The 14,463-nt window shown below is 61.0% G+C and carries 18 protein-coding genes; 13 read left to right on the forward strand and 5 right to left on the reverse strand.

The features are described from left to right. The 3 genes from AC2FM5_RS10565 to AC2FM5_RS10575 form a co-directional block, all read left to right on the forward strand. A partial coding sequence (locus AC2FM5_RS10565; protein WP_496735456.1) for an extracellular solute-binding protein occupies positions 1–763 on the forward strand: 763 nt, incomplete at its 5' end. A 108-nt stretch (positions 764–871) separates the two neighbouring features. Next, positions 872–1,426 carry a helix-turn-helix domain-containing protein gene (locus tag AC2FM5_RS10570; protein ID WP_170342880.1) on the forward strand — a complete coding sequence of 185 codons (555 nt, stop codon included), beginning with the start codon at positions 872–874 and terminating at the stop codon, positions 1,424–1,426. After that, the gene (locus tag AC2FM5_RS10575) at positions 1,423–1,941 is read left to right on the forward strand and encodes a GNAT family N-acetyltransferase (RefSeq protein ID WP_170451990.1); all 519 of its coding nucleotides are present in this window, start codon (positions 1,423–1,425) and stop codon (positions 1,939–1,941) included. The genes AC2FM5_RS10570 and AC2FM5_RS10575 overlap by 4 nt, the downstream gene beginning before the upstream one ends. On the opposite strand, the gene AC2FM5_RS10580 is transcribed toward AC2FM5_RS10575, so the two are convergent. The 4 genes from AC2FM5_RS10580 to AC2FM5_RS10595 form a co-directional block, all read right to left on the reverse strand. Continuing rightward, positions 1,938–2,576, reverse strand: a complete 639-nt coding sequence (locus AC2FM5_RS10580; protein ID WP_496735459.1) for an AAA family ATPase — start codon at positions 2,574–2,576, stop codon at positions 1,938–1,940. The two genes, AC2FM5_RS10575 and AC2FM5_RS10580, sit on opposite strands and share 4 nt — an antisense overlap. Then, positions 2,573–3,349 carry an ATP-binding cassette domain-containing protein gene (locus AC2FM5_RS10585; RefSeq protein ID WP_170342885.1) on the reverse strand — a complete coding sequence of 259 codons (777 nt, stop codon included), beginning with the start codon at positions 3,347–3,349 and terminating at the stop codon, positions 2,573–2,575. Before AC2FM5_RS10585 ends, AC2FM5_RS10580 begins: the two co-directional genes overlap by 4 nt. After that, positions 3,349–4,422 (reverse strand): ABC transporter permease, encoded by a 1,074-nt coding sequence (locus tag AC2FM5_RS10590; RefSeq protein WP_093965462.1) that lies wholly within the window; start codon positions 4,420–4,422, stop codon positions 3,349–3,351. Before AC2FM5_RS10590 ends, AC2FM5_RS10585 begins: the two co-directional genes overlap by 1 nt. 114 nt (positions 4,423–4,536) lie before the next feature. Continuing rightward, entirely contained in the window at positions 4,537–5,505 is a 969-nt protein-coding gene (locus tag AC2FM5_RS10595; protein WP_496735492.1) for a sugar ABC transporter substrate-binding protein, read from the reverse strand. 306 nt (positions 5,506–5,811) lie between these two features. Between AC2FM5_RS10595 and AC2FM5_RS10600 the strand changes: the two genes are divergently transcribed. The 6 genes from AC2FM5_RS10600 (at position 5,812) to AC2FM5_RS10625 (ending at position 10,018) form a co-directional block, all read left to right on the forward strand. Then, on the forward strand, positions 5,812–6,936 hold the full coding sequence (locus tag AC2FM5_RS10600) for an ROK family transcriptional regulator (protein ID WP_496735494.1): 1,125 nt from the start codon (positions 5,812–5,814) through the stop codon (positions 6,934–6,936). A gap of 259 nt (positions 6,937–7,195) precedes the next feature. Beyond that, a complete protein-coding gene (locus tag AC2FM5_RS10605; protein ID WP_254430836.1) occupies positions 7,196–7,537 on the forward strand; it encodes a hypothetical protein in 342 nt (113 codons plus the stop codon). After that, entirely contained in the window at positions 7,534–8,199 is a 666-nt protein-coding gene (locus AC2FM5_RS10610) for a MotA/TolQ/ExbB proton channel family protein (protein WP_170343512.1), read from the forward strand. The genes AC2FM5_RS10605 and AC2FM5_RS10610 overlap by 4 nt, the downstream gene beginning before the upstream one ends. Next, positions 8,192–8,557, forward strand: a complete 366-nt coding sequence (locus AC2FM5_RS10615; protein WP_496735462.1) for an ExbD/TolR family protein — start codon at positions 8,192–8,194, stop codon at positions 8,555–8,557. Before AC2FM5_RS10610 ends, AC2FM5_RS10615 begins: the two co-directional genes overlap by 8 nt. Positions 8,558–8,561: 4 nt before the next feature. Further along, positions 8,562–8,939 (forward strand): ExbD/TolR family protein, encoded by a 378-nt coding sequence (locus AC2FM5_RS10620; RefSeq protein WP_170343511.1) that lies wholly within the window; start codon positions 8,562–8,564, stop codon positions 8,937–8,939. Beyond that, the gene (locus AC2FM5_RS10625; protein WP_170343510.1) at positions 8,936–10,018 is read left to right on the forward strand and encodes an energy transducer TonB family protein; all 1,083 of its coding nucleotides are present in this window, start codon (positions 8,936–8,938) and stop codon (positions 10,016–10,018) included. The genes AC2FM5_RS10620 and AC2FM5_RS10625 overlap by 4 nt, the downstream gene beginning before the upstream one ends. 44 nt (positions 10,019–10,062) lie before the next feature. On the opposite strand, the gene AC2FM5_RS10630 is transcribed toward AC2FM5_RS10625, so the two are convergent. After that, positions 10,063–10,977 (reverse strand): LysR family transcriptional regulator, encoded by a 915-nt coding sequence (locus AC2FM5_RS10630; protein ID WP_170408043.1) that lies wholly within the window; start codon positions 10,975–10,977, stop codon positions 10,063–10,065. Between the two features lie 110 nt (positions 10,978–11,087). On the opposite strand from AC2FM5_RS10630, the gene AC2FM5_RS10635 reads away from it, so the two are divergent. Genes AC2FM5_RS10635 through AC2FM5_RS10650 form a run of 4 tightly spaced genes read left to right on the forward strand, consistent with a single transcriptional unit; the run spans position 11,088 to position 14,394 of the window. Then, the gene (locus tag AC2FM5_RS10635; RefSeq protein ID WP_170422038.1) at positions 11,088–11,783 is read left to right on the forward strand and encodes an NAD(P)H-dependent oxidoreductase; all 696 of its coding nucleotides are present in this window, start codon (positions 11,088–11,090) and stop codon (positions 11,781–11,783) included. Positions 11,784–11,837: 54 nt separating this feature from the next. Beyond that, entirely contained in the window at positions 11,838–12,614 is a 777-nt protein-coding gene (locus AC2FM5_RS10640) for a CmcJ/NvfI family oxidoreductase (protein ID WP_496735465.1), read from the forward strand. A 13-nt stretch (positions 12,615–12,627) separates the two neighbouring features. Further along, positions 12,628–13,593, forward strand: coding sequence for an LLM class oxidoreductase (locus AC2FM5_RS10645; protein ID WP_170422032.1), 966 nt, complete (start codon positions 12,628–12,630; stop codon positions 13,591–13,593). A gap of 12 nt (positions 13,594–13,605) precedes the next feature. After that, positions 13,606–14,394, forward strand: coding sequence for an SDR family NAD(P)-dependent oxidoreductase (locus AC2FM5_RS10650; RefSeq protein WP_170408051.1), 789 nt, complete (start codon positions 13,606–13,608; stop codon positions 14,392–14,394). Positions 14,395–14,463: the final 69 nt, after the last annotated feature.

Below are 14,463 nucleotides of genomic sequence, written 5' to 3' on the forward strand. Positions count from 1 at the left end.
CCTGGCGCGGGCCAAGAACGCCGGCCTGCTGCAGGCGGTCGACAGCGACGTTCTGGAAGAGCGCATCCCCGCCAACCTGCAGGACGAAGACAACCAGTGGTTCGGCTTCTCGCAGCGCGCGCGCATCATCTTCTACGACAAGAATGACGTGACCAACCCTCCGGCCACCTACCTGGATCTGGCCGACCCTGAATACAAAGGGCTGGTTTGCATCCGGTCGTCCAGCAACACCTACAACCAGACCCTGCTGGCCTCGATCATCGCCCATCATGGTGCCGAAAAGGCCAAAGAATGGGCCGAGGGCGTCGTGGCCAACATGGCGCGTGAACCTCAGGGCGGCGACACCGATCAGCTGCGTGGAATCGTGTCCGGTGAATGCGAAATAGCCGTGTCGAACTCGTACTACTTTGCACGTGCCCTGCGCAAAGACGTCAAGGGCCTGTCGGACAGCGTCGACATGATCGGAATTCAATTCCCCGCGCAGGATGCCGAAGGCGCACACATGAACCTGTCGGGTGCGGGCGTCGCGGCCCATGCCCCGAACAAGGACAATGCGGTCAAGTTCCTGGAATACCTCGCCAGCGATCAGGCACAGGTCTACTTCTCGAACGGCAACGATGAATTCCCCGCCGTCCAAGGTGTTGAGCTGGCCGAGAACGTGGCCGCTCTGGGTGAATTCAAGGCCGATGAAGTGAACCTGTCTGAAGTCGCCAAGAACATCCCCGAGGCCCAGAAGATCTTCAACGAGGTTGGCTGGAAGTAAGCCGACATCATATCGAGCAGTTGAAGGGGCGCAGCACAGGCGCCCCTTTTTATTTGATTTATTTCTGCTATATTTCTCATTATCGAAATTGATTCTCGGATATGAGAAATGCTAGACAACCTGTCCAGCCGCCTCGCGCGCCATCTGAGCGACCTGCGCCGCAGCCGGGGCTGGTCGCTTGAACAACTCGCGCAGGCCAGCGGGGTCAGCCGGGCCACCCTGTCGCGCATGGAGAAGGCCGAGGTCAGCCCGACGGCCGAGAATCTTGGCCGATTATGCGCAGCCTACGGGCTGCCCATGTCGCGCCTGTTGATGATGGTCGAGGACAGCTTCGACCCCAAGGTTCCTTACGAACGGCAGATCGAATGGCGCGACCCCGAAACCGGGTTCACGCGCCGGTCGGTGTCGCCCCCCTCGGCGGGGCTGACGGGCGAGGTTCTGGAATGTCACCTCCCACCCGGCACAACGATCACCTATGACGCACCGCCTCGTCCCGGGCAGGAACATCACTTGATCGTGCTGGATGGCGCACTGACCCTGACCGTTGATGGAACGTCCCATGCGCTGAACGGGGGTGATTGCCTGCGTTATCATCTGTCAGGCGCGACCCGTTTTGAAACCGAGGCGTCCCGCGGCGCCCGCTACATTCTGGTGCTGATATGATTACACGCCTGACCGAAACAACTTTTGACCAGGCGGTGGAGGATCTGGCGGATATCCTGCATGGCTGCGTGCATGCCGGCGCCAGTATAGGGTTCATTCTGCCGTTTTCCCATGACGCCGCGCGCGCCTATTGGCAGGAGCGCGTGCGCCCGGCGCTGTCAGCCGGAGATCTGGATCTTTTCGTGGCCTATGGCGACGGACGCATCCAAGGGACGGTTCAGCTGATTCCGGCTGCGATGCCCAACCAGCCGCACCGCGCCGATGTGGCCAAGCTGCTGGTGCATCCCGACGCACGGCGGGGCGGGCTGGGCCGCGCCTTGATGCACGCCCTGCAAAAGCGCGCCACCGAACTGGGCAGAACCCTTTTGGTGTTGGACACGCGCAGCACCGACCCGTCGCTCATCCTGTACCAAAGCCTGGGCTTTGAAACTGCCGGAGAGATTCCCGGCTATTGCCGCAACCCGTTCGAACCCGTGTTCGAACCCACCACCTACATGTACAAGGCGCTGGGCTAACGCAGCACCAGGTCGGCCGCGCCCGAGTTCTGCACCACGCGCCGGGCGTTGGGAATGTCATTGGCGAAGGCTCGGCTCTCGGCTTCGTCGCGCGGCAGGCCCAGCCCGATCCAACGGTCCAGCAGGCGCGCCTCCAGCGTGGGCAACGGCACGTCCAAAAACACGGTCAGCGCCCACAGATCGCGCAGATCGCGCCACTCCGGTTCGTCCAGCAGGAGATAATTTCCCTCGACGATCACCACCTTCTGGTCGCGGGTCACGAACGAACAGGCGGCGATTGACTTGTCGAGCACGCGGTCGAACTCGGGCACGGCGACCTCGTCTTCGGCCTGAAGGCGGCGCAACAAGGCGTGAAAGCCCGGCAGGTCGAATGTCTCGGGCGCGCCCTTGCGCGGCAGCAGATCGCGTGCCGTAAGGATCTGGTTGTCATAGTGGAAACCATCCATCGACAGCAGCCCGGTCGGAATGCCGCGCCCCTGCAGCGCCTGTTGGGCAAGCGCGGCCACCGTGGATTTCCCCGCGCCCGGCGGCCCGGCCACGGCGACAAGCTGGCGCGCTTCGCCGCTCGCCAGCCCGGCTGCGGCGTCGGCGATCCGCTCGGCCAGCGCCTGTGGCGATGACCCTTCGGCCGTCATGCCGCGCGATCCTGTTCCGGGGGCTCTTTGGCACCCGTCATGAAGGCCACGGCATCGGACATGGTGTAGTCCTTAGGGTCGATCACGCAGAGCCGCTTGCCCAACCGATGCACATGGATGCGGTCGGCCACTTCGAACACATGGGGCATGTTGTGGCTGATCAGAATGATCGGAATGCCACGCGATTTCACGTCCTGGATCAGTTCCAGAACCCGCCGGCTTTCCTTGACGCCAAGCGCCGCGGTGGGTTCATCAAGGATGATGACTTTGGACCCGAACGCCGCGGCCCGGGCCACGGCCACACCCTGACGTTGTCCACCCGACAGGGTCTCGACCGCTTGGTTGATGTTCTGGATCGTCATCAGCCCCAGTTCGTTCAGCTTGTCGCGGGCGAACTTCTCCATAGCCGGACGGTCGAGCATCCGGAACACCGAACCCAACGGTCCCTTGCGCCGGATCTCGCGCCCCATGAACATGTTGTCGGTGATCGACAAGGCGGGCGACATGGCCAGCGTCTGATAGACCGTTTCGATCCCGGCTTCACGCGCGTCGATGGGCGAGTGGAAATCGACCTTGCGCCCTTCCAGCCAGATCTCGCCCTCATCCGGGGCGACGGCACCGGAGACCGCCTTGATCAGGGTCGATTTACCCGCCCCGTTGTCGCCGATGACGGCCAGGATCTCGCCCGGCATCAGATCGAAATCGCAATGATCCAGCGCCGTGACCTTTCCATAGCGTTTTACCAGATTGCGCCCTTTGAGAATGGGTTCCATCACGCTGCTACCTTTCTGATCCACTGGTCCACGGCCACGGCGGCGATGATCAGCATACCGATAAGAAGGAAAGTCCACTGCGCATCCGCGCCCAACAACCGCAGTCCGAGGGTAAACACGCCAACGATCAGCGCCCCGAACAACGAGCCCAGGATCGATCCGCGCCCCCCGAACAGAGAAATGCCTCCGATCACGACGGCGGTGATGCTTTCGATGTTGGCCAACTGCCCCGAGGTGGGCGAGACCGAGCCGATGCGCCCGATCAGCGCCCAGCCGGCAAAGGCGCAAATCAGCCCCGACAGCATGTAGACCGACATCAGCGTGCGATGCACGTTCACGCCCGACAGCTCGGCGGCCTCGGGGTCGTCGCCTACGGCATAGACATGGCGCCCCCACGCGGTATGGCGCAGCGCATAGGCAAGCACCAGGATCAGCACCAGCATGAAGATCACCCCGACCGTGAACACCGCCCCGCCGACATTGAACTTGGCGCCGAACAGCTGAAGGATCGGGGCGTTGGCCTCGATTTCCTGCGACCGGATGGTTTCATTCTGTGAATACAGGAAGTTGGCGGCCAGTACGATCTGCCACATGCCCAGCGTCACGATGAAGGGTGGCAGCTTGACCCGGCTGACCAGGAACCCGTTCACTGCGCCGATGGCGGTCCCGATGGCCAGACCGCACAGGATCGCCACCGTGGGCGGCAGCCCATAGCGGAAGGTGAACTGGCCCATCACCACCGACGACATGACCATGATCGCGCCCACGCTCAGGTCGATCCCGGCGGTCAGGATCACCAGACTCTGGGCGGCTGCCACGATGCCGACGATCTGCACCTGCTGCAGGATCAGGGTCAGTGCGAAAGGTGAAAAGAACTTGGCCCCAAGCAAGGCGCCGAAAATCAGGATCGCCGCGACCAGAACGATCAGCGGCACCAGCGACGGGTTCACATGCAGAAAGTGTTGGACCGTCCCCATGAACCCGCGGTGGTGATCTTCGAATTCGGCAACCTGTTCCGGGCTGCCTTTGGCTGCGGCTTCGAAATCGTCGGACTGTCTCGATGTGTCGGACATCAATGAGGTTCCCCCATGCGCCAAGCTCCCGTCTTGGGGCGACTCTAGCAAAATTTCGGGTGAGGTCGTGGTTCAATTCAGGGGCCGCAGCGCGCGGCCCCTGAAGGGATCAGATCAGCCCCAGCAGAGGTCCATGCCCTCTTTGACCGAGATCGACTCGACGCCAGCGGCCGGCTTGTCCGTTACCAGCGCAACACCGGTGTCATAGAAATCTTTGCCGGGCGTGTTCTCGGGCTTCACGCCCTCGTCGGCCCATTTCTTGACTGCCTCGACGCCAAGCGACGCCATCAGCAGCGGGTATTGTTGCGAGGTAGCGCCGATCACACCGTCGGCCACGTTCTGCACACCGGGGCAGCCGCCGTCGACCGAAACGATCAGCACATCGTTTTCGCGGCCGATGGCCTTGAGTGCCTCATACGCACCGGCGGCAGCCGGTTCGTTGATCGTGTAGACCACATTGACCATCGGATCCTTGGCCAGAAGGTTCTCCATGGCCTTGCGACCGCCCTCTTCGTTCCCGGCGGTGACGTCATGGCCCACGATGCGCGGGTCGGTCTCGTCGCCCCATTTGTTCGGGTCGCCCAGGTCGATGCCGAACCCCTGCAGGAAGCCCTGATCGCGCAGCACCCCGACCGAGGGCTGGCTGACTGCCAGATCCAACATCGCGATCTTCGCATTCTGGGCTTCGTCTCCCAGCGTGGCCGCGGCCCATTTGCCGATCAGCTCGCCCGCCAGAAAGTTGTCGGTTGCGAAAGTCGCGTCCGCCGAGTCGATCGGTTCGAGCGGTGTATCCAGCGCGATGACCAGAACACCGGCGTCGCGCGCCTGCTGGACGGCCGGAACGATCGACGAGGTATCGGATGCGGTCAACAGGATACCCTTGGCGCCGTCCAGAATGCAGGTCTCGATCGCCTGCACCTGAGTCTCATGGTCGCCGTCGATCTTGCCGGCAAACGCCTTGAGCGTCATGCCCAGCTCTTCGGCCTTGGCGGTGGCCCCCTCTTTCATCTTCACGAAGAAGGGGTTGGTGTCGGTTTTGGTGATCAGGCAGACCGTGTCCTGCGCGGCGGCAGCGCCTGCCATGGCTGTAAAGGCCAGCGCGGTCGCGCCAGCAAATGCTGAAATCTTCAAGGCTTTTCCTCCCAATATCTCCGATACCCGACGGGCATCTAAGGAATCCGAACGGATTTCTTCCGGCTCCCATGTGTCAAACCATCCGGTGATTCTCGGGTTCTGTCAATAAATAAATCACTCTTATTTATTATTGACACTAGGTAGGCGCATCCACATTCTTAACTGAAGGAGGAGCGGCCCGTGCCCGACGAACAATCAGCGCAAAGCAATCCGACCGAGCGCGTTTCGACCGTGCGCGGGACGAACCAAAGTGGCATGCGCGCCCACAACGAACGACTGGTGCTGTCACTGGTCCGCCGACACCAGGCGCTCGCCAAATCGGAGCTGGCCCGCATGACCGGATTGTCGGCGCAGACTGTCTCGGTGATCATGCGCCAACTGGAAAGCGATGGGTTGCTGCTGAGGGGCGAGCCACAACGTGGCAGGGTTGGGCAACCCTCCGTGCCAATGCGCCTGAATCCGGATGGGGCCTATTTTCTGGGGCTGAAGGTCGGCCGCCGTAGCACCGAGCTGGTATTGACCGATTTCCTGGGCAAAGTACGGGATCGCGCGCGAGAGACCTATGACTATCCCACCCCCGGTGCGACATTGGATTTCGCCACGGGCACATTGGACCGGATGATGCACCAGATGCCGGAAGCATCGCGTGACCGGGTTGCCGGCTTGGGCATTGCGATGCCCTTCTATCTCTGGGATTGGGCGCAGACCCTGAATGTCCCACAAGAAAAGATGGATCCATGGCGCTCGGCCGATCTGCAAGCCAGTCTTTCCCAAGCGCGAGACATCCCCATCTATTTGCAGAATGATGCCACCGCGGCTTGCGGGGCAGAGTTGGTGTTCGGGCCATCCGAAAGGCCGCGGAACTTTCTGTATTTCTACATGGGGTACTTCATTGGCGGGGGAGTCGTCCTGAACGGCGTCATTTTTTCCGGGCGCGGGAATGCAGGCGCCTTGGGTCCGTTGCCGGTTCCCGTCGGCTCGGGCGAAGTCAAACCCCTGATCGATGTCGCCAGCCTGTGCGTGCTTGAGCGGAAGCTTGTCGCCGCAGGGCTGGATCCCTTCCACATGTGGGAGACCCCGGACCATTGGGACATGTCGGACACGCTTCTCGAAGCATGGATGGACGAGGCCGCGAAAGGTCTGGCCTATGCGATCCTGTCTTCGTGCAGCCTGATCGACTTTGAAACAGTGAAAATCGACGGCTGGATGCCCGAGAGCGTTACCGCGCGCTTGATCGAACGTGTCGAGGCGCATCTCTCCCGGTTGAACTTTACCGGGCTCGAGCAGCCCTCGGTTCTGGCCGGGTCGGTGGGTCCGGATGCCCGCGCCCTGGGGGCAGCCAGCCTGCCTCTGTCGGACAGATATCTTGTCGAAACCTGAGCGACAGCCGCGAACCTCCAAGAGTATTGGCGAGGTTTCGCCTGACGAACGATCACAATGCCCCCGCCAACCCTTCCCCGCACAGCCGGTCTAAGATATTACAGGCACGGCGCCAGCACTGCTTGGCGGGTTGCAGGTACCACGTGTTCAGAATGAGGTTCTATCATTGAAACTGCGTCACCTTTTACCCGCCCTTATCGCATGTTCAGCCCTCCCCTTTGCGGCCAGTGCGCAATCATCTGACGCCGATGGCGCAGGGTTGTCACTGGAACTCAACGCGGCGCAGGATGTGGGGCAGGCCTGTCGGCTGTCATTTCTGATCACCAACGAAACCGGACAGGCGATCGACAAAGCCGTTTTCGAAACCGTGATCTTCGACACGCAGGGTTCGGTGATAAAACTGTCTCTGTTCGATTTTCGGGATTTGCCGCAGGAGCGCCCGCGTGTGCGCCAGTTCGACCTGCCTGACAGACCATGCGCAACGGTCGGGCGCGTTCTGATAAACGGAGCCAGTTCCTGCGTAACAGGCGGTTCCGAGAGTGATCTTTGCAATTCGGCCCTTTCGGTGACCAGCCGCTTGGAAATGGAGCTTTTGGGATGAACATCTTCAACGCGCTTGGCCAGATCCTTGCATTGGGCGGGCCAGTAGTGGCGATCCTTCTTGTGATGTCGATCCTGACCGTGGCGGTATCGATCTACAAGCTCTGGCAGTTTGCGGCCTGTGGCGTCGGCCGCCATAGGGTGCTGTCCCAGGCATTGGCGGCCTGGGATGCCGGAGACCACGACACTGCGCGCGAGCGTCTGGCCGCCAGTAGCAGCTACCTTGCCCCGATCGTGGGTGCGGCAATGAACGCCCCGGATACGGCGGGGCTGGACGAACGGCTGGACGCCGAAGCCGGACTGGCGTTGGCCGGGCTCGAACGCGGTTTCCGGCTTTTGGATACGGTCGCGCAGTTGGCCCCCTTGCTGGGGTTGTTCGGTACGGTTCTGGGCATGATCGAAGCGTTCCAAAGCCTGCAGACGGCCGGGGCCGGTGTGGATCCGTCGCTGCTGGCTGGTGGGATCTGGGTTGCGCTGGTGACGACTGCGGTGGGTCTGGCGGTTGCGATGCCCACATCCATGGTCCTGTCCTGGTTCGAAAGCCGTACCGCGCGCGAGCGGGTGTTCGCAGACAAGGCCTTGCGCACGATTCTCGTACCGACCCAGGCGCTGCCTACAGCAACGACAAGCACCGCGTTTGTCGCCGCGCCGGGACATGCGTAACGCGGCCCCATTTGTTCGGCGCGCCATGTCGATGACACCGCTCATCGACGTGATTTTTCTGCTTTTGCTGTTCTTCATGCTAACGTCGACCTTTTCGACATTCGGAGAAATTCAACTCAGCAGCGCAGCCGCGGGCCCATCAGAGCCCAGCGCCCCGTCGGATCGTGCTTTTGTGCAATTGGGGGCGAACCGCGTGGTGCTGAACGGAGCACCGCTCTCGCTGGATGAATTGGCACAGGCACTGCAGCCCGGGCAGGTGCTCGTCAGTCTTGACGGCGACGTCAACGCCCAACGGCTTGTTGACTTTCTGGTGAAATTGCGCGGCCTCGACGGTCTGTCGGTATCGGTTCTGGAGTGACCCCATGATCCGCCACGACCGCCCAAGTCGCAAGCGCGACTCGACCATCCCGTTGATCAACGTGGTCTTTCTAATGCTGATCTTCTTTTTGATCGCCGGAACCGTTGCTCAACCGTTGGACCCGGACTTGGAACTGGTCAACACATCCGATCTGGATGGCCGCGAACCACCCGATGCACTGGTTCTTCACGCTGACGGGACGCTCAGCTTTCGCGGGACTCCGACGGATCCGCAGACCTACATGACCGGCCGGGGGGAAGAACCCGTGCGGATCGTGCCTGACCGGAACGTTTCCGGGGCACGCCTGATCGAAGTCACCGGCGCCTTGCGCCGTCTCGGCGCCACCGCAGTCTTTGCGGTGACCGAACGGGCGCTCGAATGATCCGGGAATCTCTGTTTGTCGCGGCGCTGGCCGTTGTGCTTTCGGTGCTGCTCCACCTTTTCCTGCTGCTGCCAGCCGCGCGGGATTCTGCGGAACCTGCGACGGCCGGTTCGCAACCGGACACGGTTGCCTTGGGCAACGCGTTCGAGGATCTGGCGGAAACCGCGACCCCGCCCGAGCCGCCAACCCCCGCAGAAGAGCCCGAGCCCGATGTCGAACAGCCGACAGAGCCGGACCGGGCCGAAATACCCGTCAGCGAAACACTGGTCGCCTCGTCGGACCCGCAAAAGGTCAACTCGCCTGATATCGGACAAACCAACCCGGTGCAGCCTGATCAGCCCGTTCCGGAAATAGTTGAGCCGGCGGACTCGGCCGAAAGTGATCGGCAGGCCGCCGATGAGGTGGATGAAACACCCCCCGTCCAAGCCGAAACGCAGTCCGCAGCGGCGCCCGAAGCACCGGTCGAACCCATAGAGGACCCGGTTTCGGAACCAGAGCAACTGGCAGCCCTGCCGGCCCCCTCGCCGATCCCGGACCCCTCAGTGCCGGCAGAGGAGCAGCAACCGGTCGAAAGCGACACCGAAGACGGCGTCTCGGATCTGGCGGTTGCAACATCGATCCGCCCGCGCCTTCCGGACCGGCCCCCTGCTCCGGCCCCTGTACCCGACCAAAGGGCCAGCCGGCTGGACAGTTTTGACAACCTGCGATTTCCCAACAAGCAGATCGACTCGCCGCTGACGACCTATCGCCGACAGGGGGTCGATTCCTTCAGCCGAGGAGGCAACTCCAATCAGTCCGGCGGTCGAGGCCCGGGAAACTCGAATGTCACCAATTACGCCGGGCAGGTTCTTGTCCACCTCAACAGAACTCCGCCGGTCTATGTCTCGGTTCGCGGCTTTGCCAAAGTTTTCTTTGAAATCAACCCGGACGGAACACTGGCCTGGGTCGATATTATCGACAGTTCTGGCTCGACCGAGGTCGACAGGGCCGCCAAGGAACAGGTCCGCCGCGCATCGCCCTTCCCGAAACCTCCGGGCGGGGTCAGCCGGAAGCTGTCGTTCTACTTTCAGAACGGCTAATCGGGCCTTTGCTGCGCTGGCCCGAAGCAACTGGACGCAATCAGTCAGTCCAATGATCTTTCCCACGGAGGCTTCACGCCGATCTCGGTGATCAGAAAATCCATGAAGACCCGCACCTTTGGCGACAATACGTTCGACTTGGGATAGATCAGCCAAAGCACGTTGTCTTCCGCCGCCTCATATTCGGGAAGGACATGACGCAACTTGCCCGAGGCAAGCTCCTCCTGAACGCTCCACAGTGAGTTCATCGAGATCCCCGCCCCTGCCACGGTGGCCAGCTTCTGGCTGAGACCGTCATCCATGATCAATGGACATTTCGTGGCTCCGGGATCGAAACTTGCGACAGCTCCCCGGGCAGTTTTCAGCGCCCGGGCCCGGGTGTGGCGAAATGCAATCAGCCGATGATGCGCCAGATCATCCGGCGTCTTGGGCTCTCCGTGGGCCGACAGGTAATCTGGTGCCGAGCAGAGGATGCGTTTGTCATCCGCCAGCTTGCGCCCCTTGAGGCTGGTATCGATCAGCGGTGCGTTCCGCAAAGCAAGATCATAGCTGCCTTCGATCAGATCAAACTGAGCATCCGACAGACGCAGGTCCAGGGTCACACCCGGATGCTGTTCCTGGAACTTTGCAAGGATCGGAGCAATGTAGAGCTGTGCAAACGTGCTGGGCGCAGTAAACCGCAGTGTGCCGGTGGCTTGGGCCGACCCCTGCCCCAAAGCGGCCAAGGCCGCATTCTCCTGCGCCAGAATCTCGCGCGCATAAGGTAGAAACTCAGCGCCCTCCAGAGACAACGATACTTTCCGGGTCGAGCGGTGAAGCAACTCGACACCCAGATGATGCTCCAGCTTGGCAAGTCGGGCGCTGGAGACTGCGGGCACCAAACCCAGTTCGCGCCCGGCGGCCGATATGTTCAGCTTGTCCGCTGCAAGCACGAAAAGACGAAGCGCTTGTGTGTCCATTAGCTTATTATACGCAAAATCCGAAAACTGAAACCTGATATCCGCCGTTTCATCGGATTCTGCAAGTGATATTTCTGGCTCCACGGAAGACAAACCAAATGGAGCCACAAATGTCCGTTCGCCCGAACGTTCAGTCTCAGATCCTCGAAGCCTTCAATTTCCGGCACGCGACAAAGGTCTTTGATCCCGACCGCAAGATCAGCAACGCCGATTTCGAAACCATTCTTGAAGCTGGCCGCCTGTCGCCCACCTCTTTCGGGCACGAGCCATTCAAGATTCTTGTCATCCAATCGCCCAACAAACGCGAGCTTTTGCGCGAGTTTTCTTGGGGCGCCAATGGCATGATGAACGGCAGCTCCGGCCAGCTGGGGACAGCCAGCCACTTTGGCATCATTCTGGCCAGCACTGCGGCAACCATGACCGCTGGGTCTGATTATCTGCAGGACCACTATCGCAAGGTCAAACAACTGCCCGAGGACGTCATCGAATTATTCAACGGTGCGTATGGCAAGTTCCAGTCAACCGACCATCGCATCACCACTGAACGCGAAATCACCGACTGGTCCGGCAAACAGGCCTACATCGTTCTGGCCAACATGATGACGACCGCTGCTTTGATGGGTGTAGATTCCTGCCCCATCGAAGGGTTTGATATGGAACTCACCACCCAGACTCTGGCCGAGCATTTCGGGGTGGATACCTCGAAATGGAAACCCGCGGTGATGTTTGCCTTCGGGTATCGCGCCAGCGATCCGCAATTCCCCAAGACCCGCCGCCCGATGGCCGAAACCGTGAACTGGTTCTGAGCCAACGTCGATAAAGCCAGGGGCTGCGTCATCCGCAAATCAGTGAGGGTTCAGATGCAACGAACCGGTATCGTAAACTATCACGTTCACAAACCTGAACGGCAGGCGTTCCAACTGGACGCCGGCGGCATTGTCGGCAACCTGATTTCGCCTGAACTGTTACCGACACAGGTGAGCCTGACGGATATGCGGACATCCGGGCGGCCCCTGCGCTTTGACCCCGATGGCGTCGAGTTTCTGAATGCGCCCAGTGCGATCCGCGATTTCTCCCGGGATCAGTGGAAACGGCCCTACGAACACGAGCTCACTCAACTGCTGACCAAAAAGATCGGCGTTCGCGAGGTCGTGATCTTTGACCATACCTTGCGCGTGGACGGCCCAAAGGCGACACGCAAGCCGGCGCGCAATGTCCACAGCGATTACAGCGCGGACGGCGCTCGGCAACGACTGGTGGATTTGCTTGGCCCCGAGCGGGCGGCCGAGTGGAGCAAAGGGCACTATGCCTTTGTCAATCTATGGCGGCCGGTCGGTCACCCGATCAACAGCGCGCCGCTGGGATTTGTCCGTCCTTCGTCCGTCGAACCCAAAGACTGGATCCTGCTTGACCTGATCTATCCTGACCGCAAAGGGCAGATCATGGGGCTTGTCGGGAATGCACGGCATGACTGGGTCTATCTGTCTCGAATGAGCCCGGATGAAATCGCGATTTTCAACATCTACGACAATCGGGGGTTGCCTTCCGTCGCGCACAGCGCGCTCGATATGGTCGAGGACCCGACCGTCACCACCATCCGGAAGAGCATCGAGACCCGCACTTTGGTGCGGTACTGACCAAGGAACCATCATGTTGGACAAAAACCAAAACCTGTCCTTTGCCCCGATCAACAAGGCCTACGGTCAGGTATTTCGACCGGATCAGCTGACGCTCGGGCTGGTATTGCCGCTTGAGGCCTACCCGGTGGGATCCGAGCCGACGATGAAGGGCCACATGAAGGCCGCGCAATTGGCCGAGTCTCTGGGCTTTGCCGCGCTTTGGCTGCGCGACGTGCCATTCAATGTTCCAAGTTTCGGGGACCCCGGCCAGATCTTTGACCCGTTCGTCTATCTGGGTGCGCTAGCGACCGCGACGGATCGCATTGCCCTGGGGACCGCCAGCATCGTTTTGCCCCTGCGCCATCCGGCCCATGTGGCAAAGGCAGCCGCGTCGGCGGATGTATTGTCCGATGGCCGTCTGCTGTTGGGTGTGGCGTCCGGCGATCGACCGGAAGAGTATCCGGCAATGCGTCAATCCTTCCCCGATCGAGGTGAGCGGTTCCGCGACAGTGTCGACTATATCCGTGCGACGGCAACACCCTATCCCAAGCATGAAAGCCTGCAGGGGCATCTGCCCGGCGACATTGACCTTCTGCCAAAACCCTCGGGATCGCGCCTGCCGCTGTTGATCACGGGCGGCAGTCGACAATCCCCGGATTGGGTGGCTGAAAACGGCGATGGATGGATGACCTATCCGCGCGACGCGGCATCACAGGGGCGCGCGGTGGCCGATTACCGGAACCGTCTGAAAGCACTGGGGCAACCGGACAAACCGGTGATGCAGTCGCTCTATGTCGACTTGCTGGAAGACCCAAATGCCCCCGCACGTCCCATACATCTGGGGTTCCAGTCGGGTTCGAATTTCCTGCGCCGCTACTTGGCTGAAATACGTGAGATCGGGATGAATCACGTCGCCCTGAATCTGCGCTTCAACCAGGCCGCCATCGAACCGACACTCAAACGCCTGGCGGATACGATCTTGCCGGAATTTTCATAAGGAACGGATCGCATGACCAAAACCATTCTGATCACTGGCGCAACCGATGGTATCGGACTCCTCACCGCCAAGAAACTGGCGGCTGACGGTCACCGTATTCTGTTGCACGGACGGAACACTGCAAAGCTGGAAGCAGCCGCCCAGAAGGTTGGAGGGCAGCCGGAAACCTACAGCGCCGATCTGTCCGACCTATCAGCAGTGAGGTCTTTGGCGGAGGCCATCCGCTCCAATCACGACCGGCTGGATGTGCTGATCAACAACGCCGGCGTCCTGAAGGCTCCGCAGACCACTCTCGAAAACGGTCTCGATATCCGCTTCGTCGTGAACACGTTCGCGCCCTATCTGCTGACCGAACTTCTGCTTCCGATCATTCCCAAGACTGGCCGCGTCGTGAACCTGTCCTCGGCCGCCCAGGCCCCTGTGGATGTGGATGCTTTGACCGGCAAAACGCGATTGGCCGATATGGGCGCATATGCGCAAAGCAAGTTGGCAATCACGATATGGACGCGCGAACAGGCCCGCGCCCTGCCCGATGGACCGGCGTTGATCGCGGTCAATCCGGGTTCGTTGCTGGCGTCCAAAATGGTCAAGGACGGTTTCGGAGTCGCCGGCAACGACCTCAACATCGGCGCCGACATCCTGATCGACGCCGCACTTAGCGATCGGTTCGCGCAGGCGTCGGGCGCCTATTTCGACAATGACGGCGGTACATTTGCAGACCCGCACCCCGCAGCGCTGAAGTCCGAACACGCTGCCGACGTCATGAAGGCCATTCAAGACACTATCCGCCGATACGGCTAAGCCGGGCGCACTCCCGCGCCCTGCCAATCCATGCAAACCCTCGCATCTTTGATGGCGAGAACAGGAGAG

The organism is Ruegeria sp. BHSA162 (assembly GCF_059613385.1).

Excerpts from the sequence above, each read along its gene's own strand:
- AC2FM5_RS10570 (WP_170342880.1), top strand. The coding sequence starts at position 872 with ATGCTAGACAACCTGTCCAGCCGCCTCGCGCGCCATCTGAGCGACCTG.
- AC2FM5_RS10575 (WP_170451990.1), top strand. The coding sequence starts at position 1,423 with ATGATTACACGCCTGACCGAAACAACTTTTGACCAGGCGGTGGAGGAT.
- AC2FM5_RS10580 (WP_496735459.1), bottom strand. The coding sequence starts at position 2,576 with ATGACGGCCGAAGGGTCATCGCCACAGGCGCTGGCCGAGCGGATCGCC.
- AC2FM5_RS10585 (WP_170342885.1), bottom strand. The coding sequence starts at position 3,349 with ATGGAACCCATTCTCAAAGGGCGCAATCTGGTAAAACGCTATGGAAAG.
- AC2FM5_RS10590 (WP_093965462.1), bottom strand. The coding sequence starts at position 4,422 with ATGTCCGACACATCGAGACAGTCCGACGATTTCGAAGCCGCAGCCAAA.
- AC2FM5_RS10595 (WP_496735492.1), bottom strand. The coding sequence starts at position 5,505 with ATGGCAGGCGCTGCCGCCGCGCAGGACACGGTCTGCCTGATCACCAAA.
- AC2FM5_RS10600 (WP_496735494.1), top strand. The coding sequence starts at position 5,812 with ATGCGCGCCCACAACGAACGACTGGTGCTGTCACTGGTCCGCCGACAC.
- AC2FM5_RS10610 (WP_170343512.1), top strand. The coding sequence starts at position 7,534 with ATGAACATCTTCAACGCGCTTGGCCAGATCCTTGCATTGGGCGGGCCA.
- AC2FM5_RS10615 (WP_496735462.1), top strand. The coding sequence starts at position 8,192 with ATGCGTAACGCGGCCCCATTTGTTCGGCGCGCCATGTCGATGACACCG.
- AC2FM5_RS10620 (WP_170343511.1), top strand. The coding sequence starts at position 8,562 with ATGATCCGCCACGACCGCCCAAGTCGCAAGCGCGACTCGACCATCCCG.
- AC2FM5_RS10625 (WP_170343510.1), top strand. The coding sequence starts at position 8,936 with ATGATCCGGGAATCTCTGTTTGTCGCGGCGCTGGCCGTTGTGCTTTCG.
- AC2FM5_RS10630 (WP_170408043.1), bottom strand. The coding sequence starts at position 10,977 with ATGGACACACAAGCGCTTCGTCTTTTCGTGCTTGCAGCGGACAAGCTG.
- AC2FM5_RS10635 (WP_170422038.1), top strand. The coding sequence starts at position 11,088 with ATGTCCGTTCGCCCGAACGTTCAGTCTCAGATCCTCGAAGCCTTCAAT.
- AC2FM5_RS10640 (WP_496735465.1), top strand. The coding sequence starts at position 11,838 with ATGCAACGAACCGGTATCGTAAACTATCACGTTCACAAACCTGAACGG.
- AC2FM5_RS10645 (WP_170422032.1), top strand. The coding sequence starts at position 12,628 with ATGTTGGACAAAAACCAAAACCTGTCCTTTGCCCCGATCAACAAGGCC.
- AC2FM5_RS10650 (WP_170408051.1), top strand. The coding sequence starts at position 13,606 with ATGACCAAAACCATTCTGATCACTGGCGCAACCGATGGTATCGGACTC.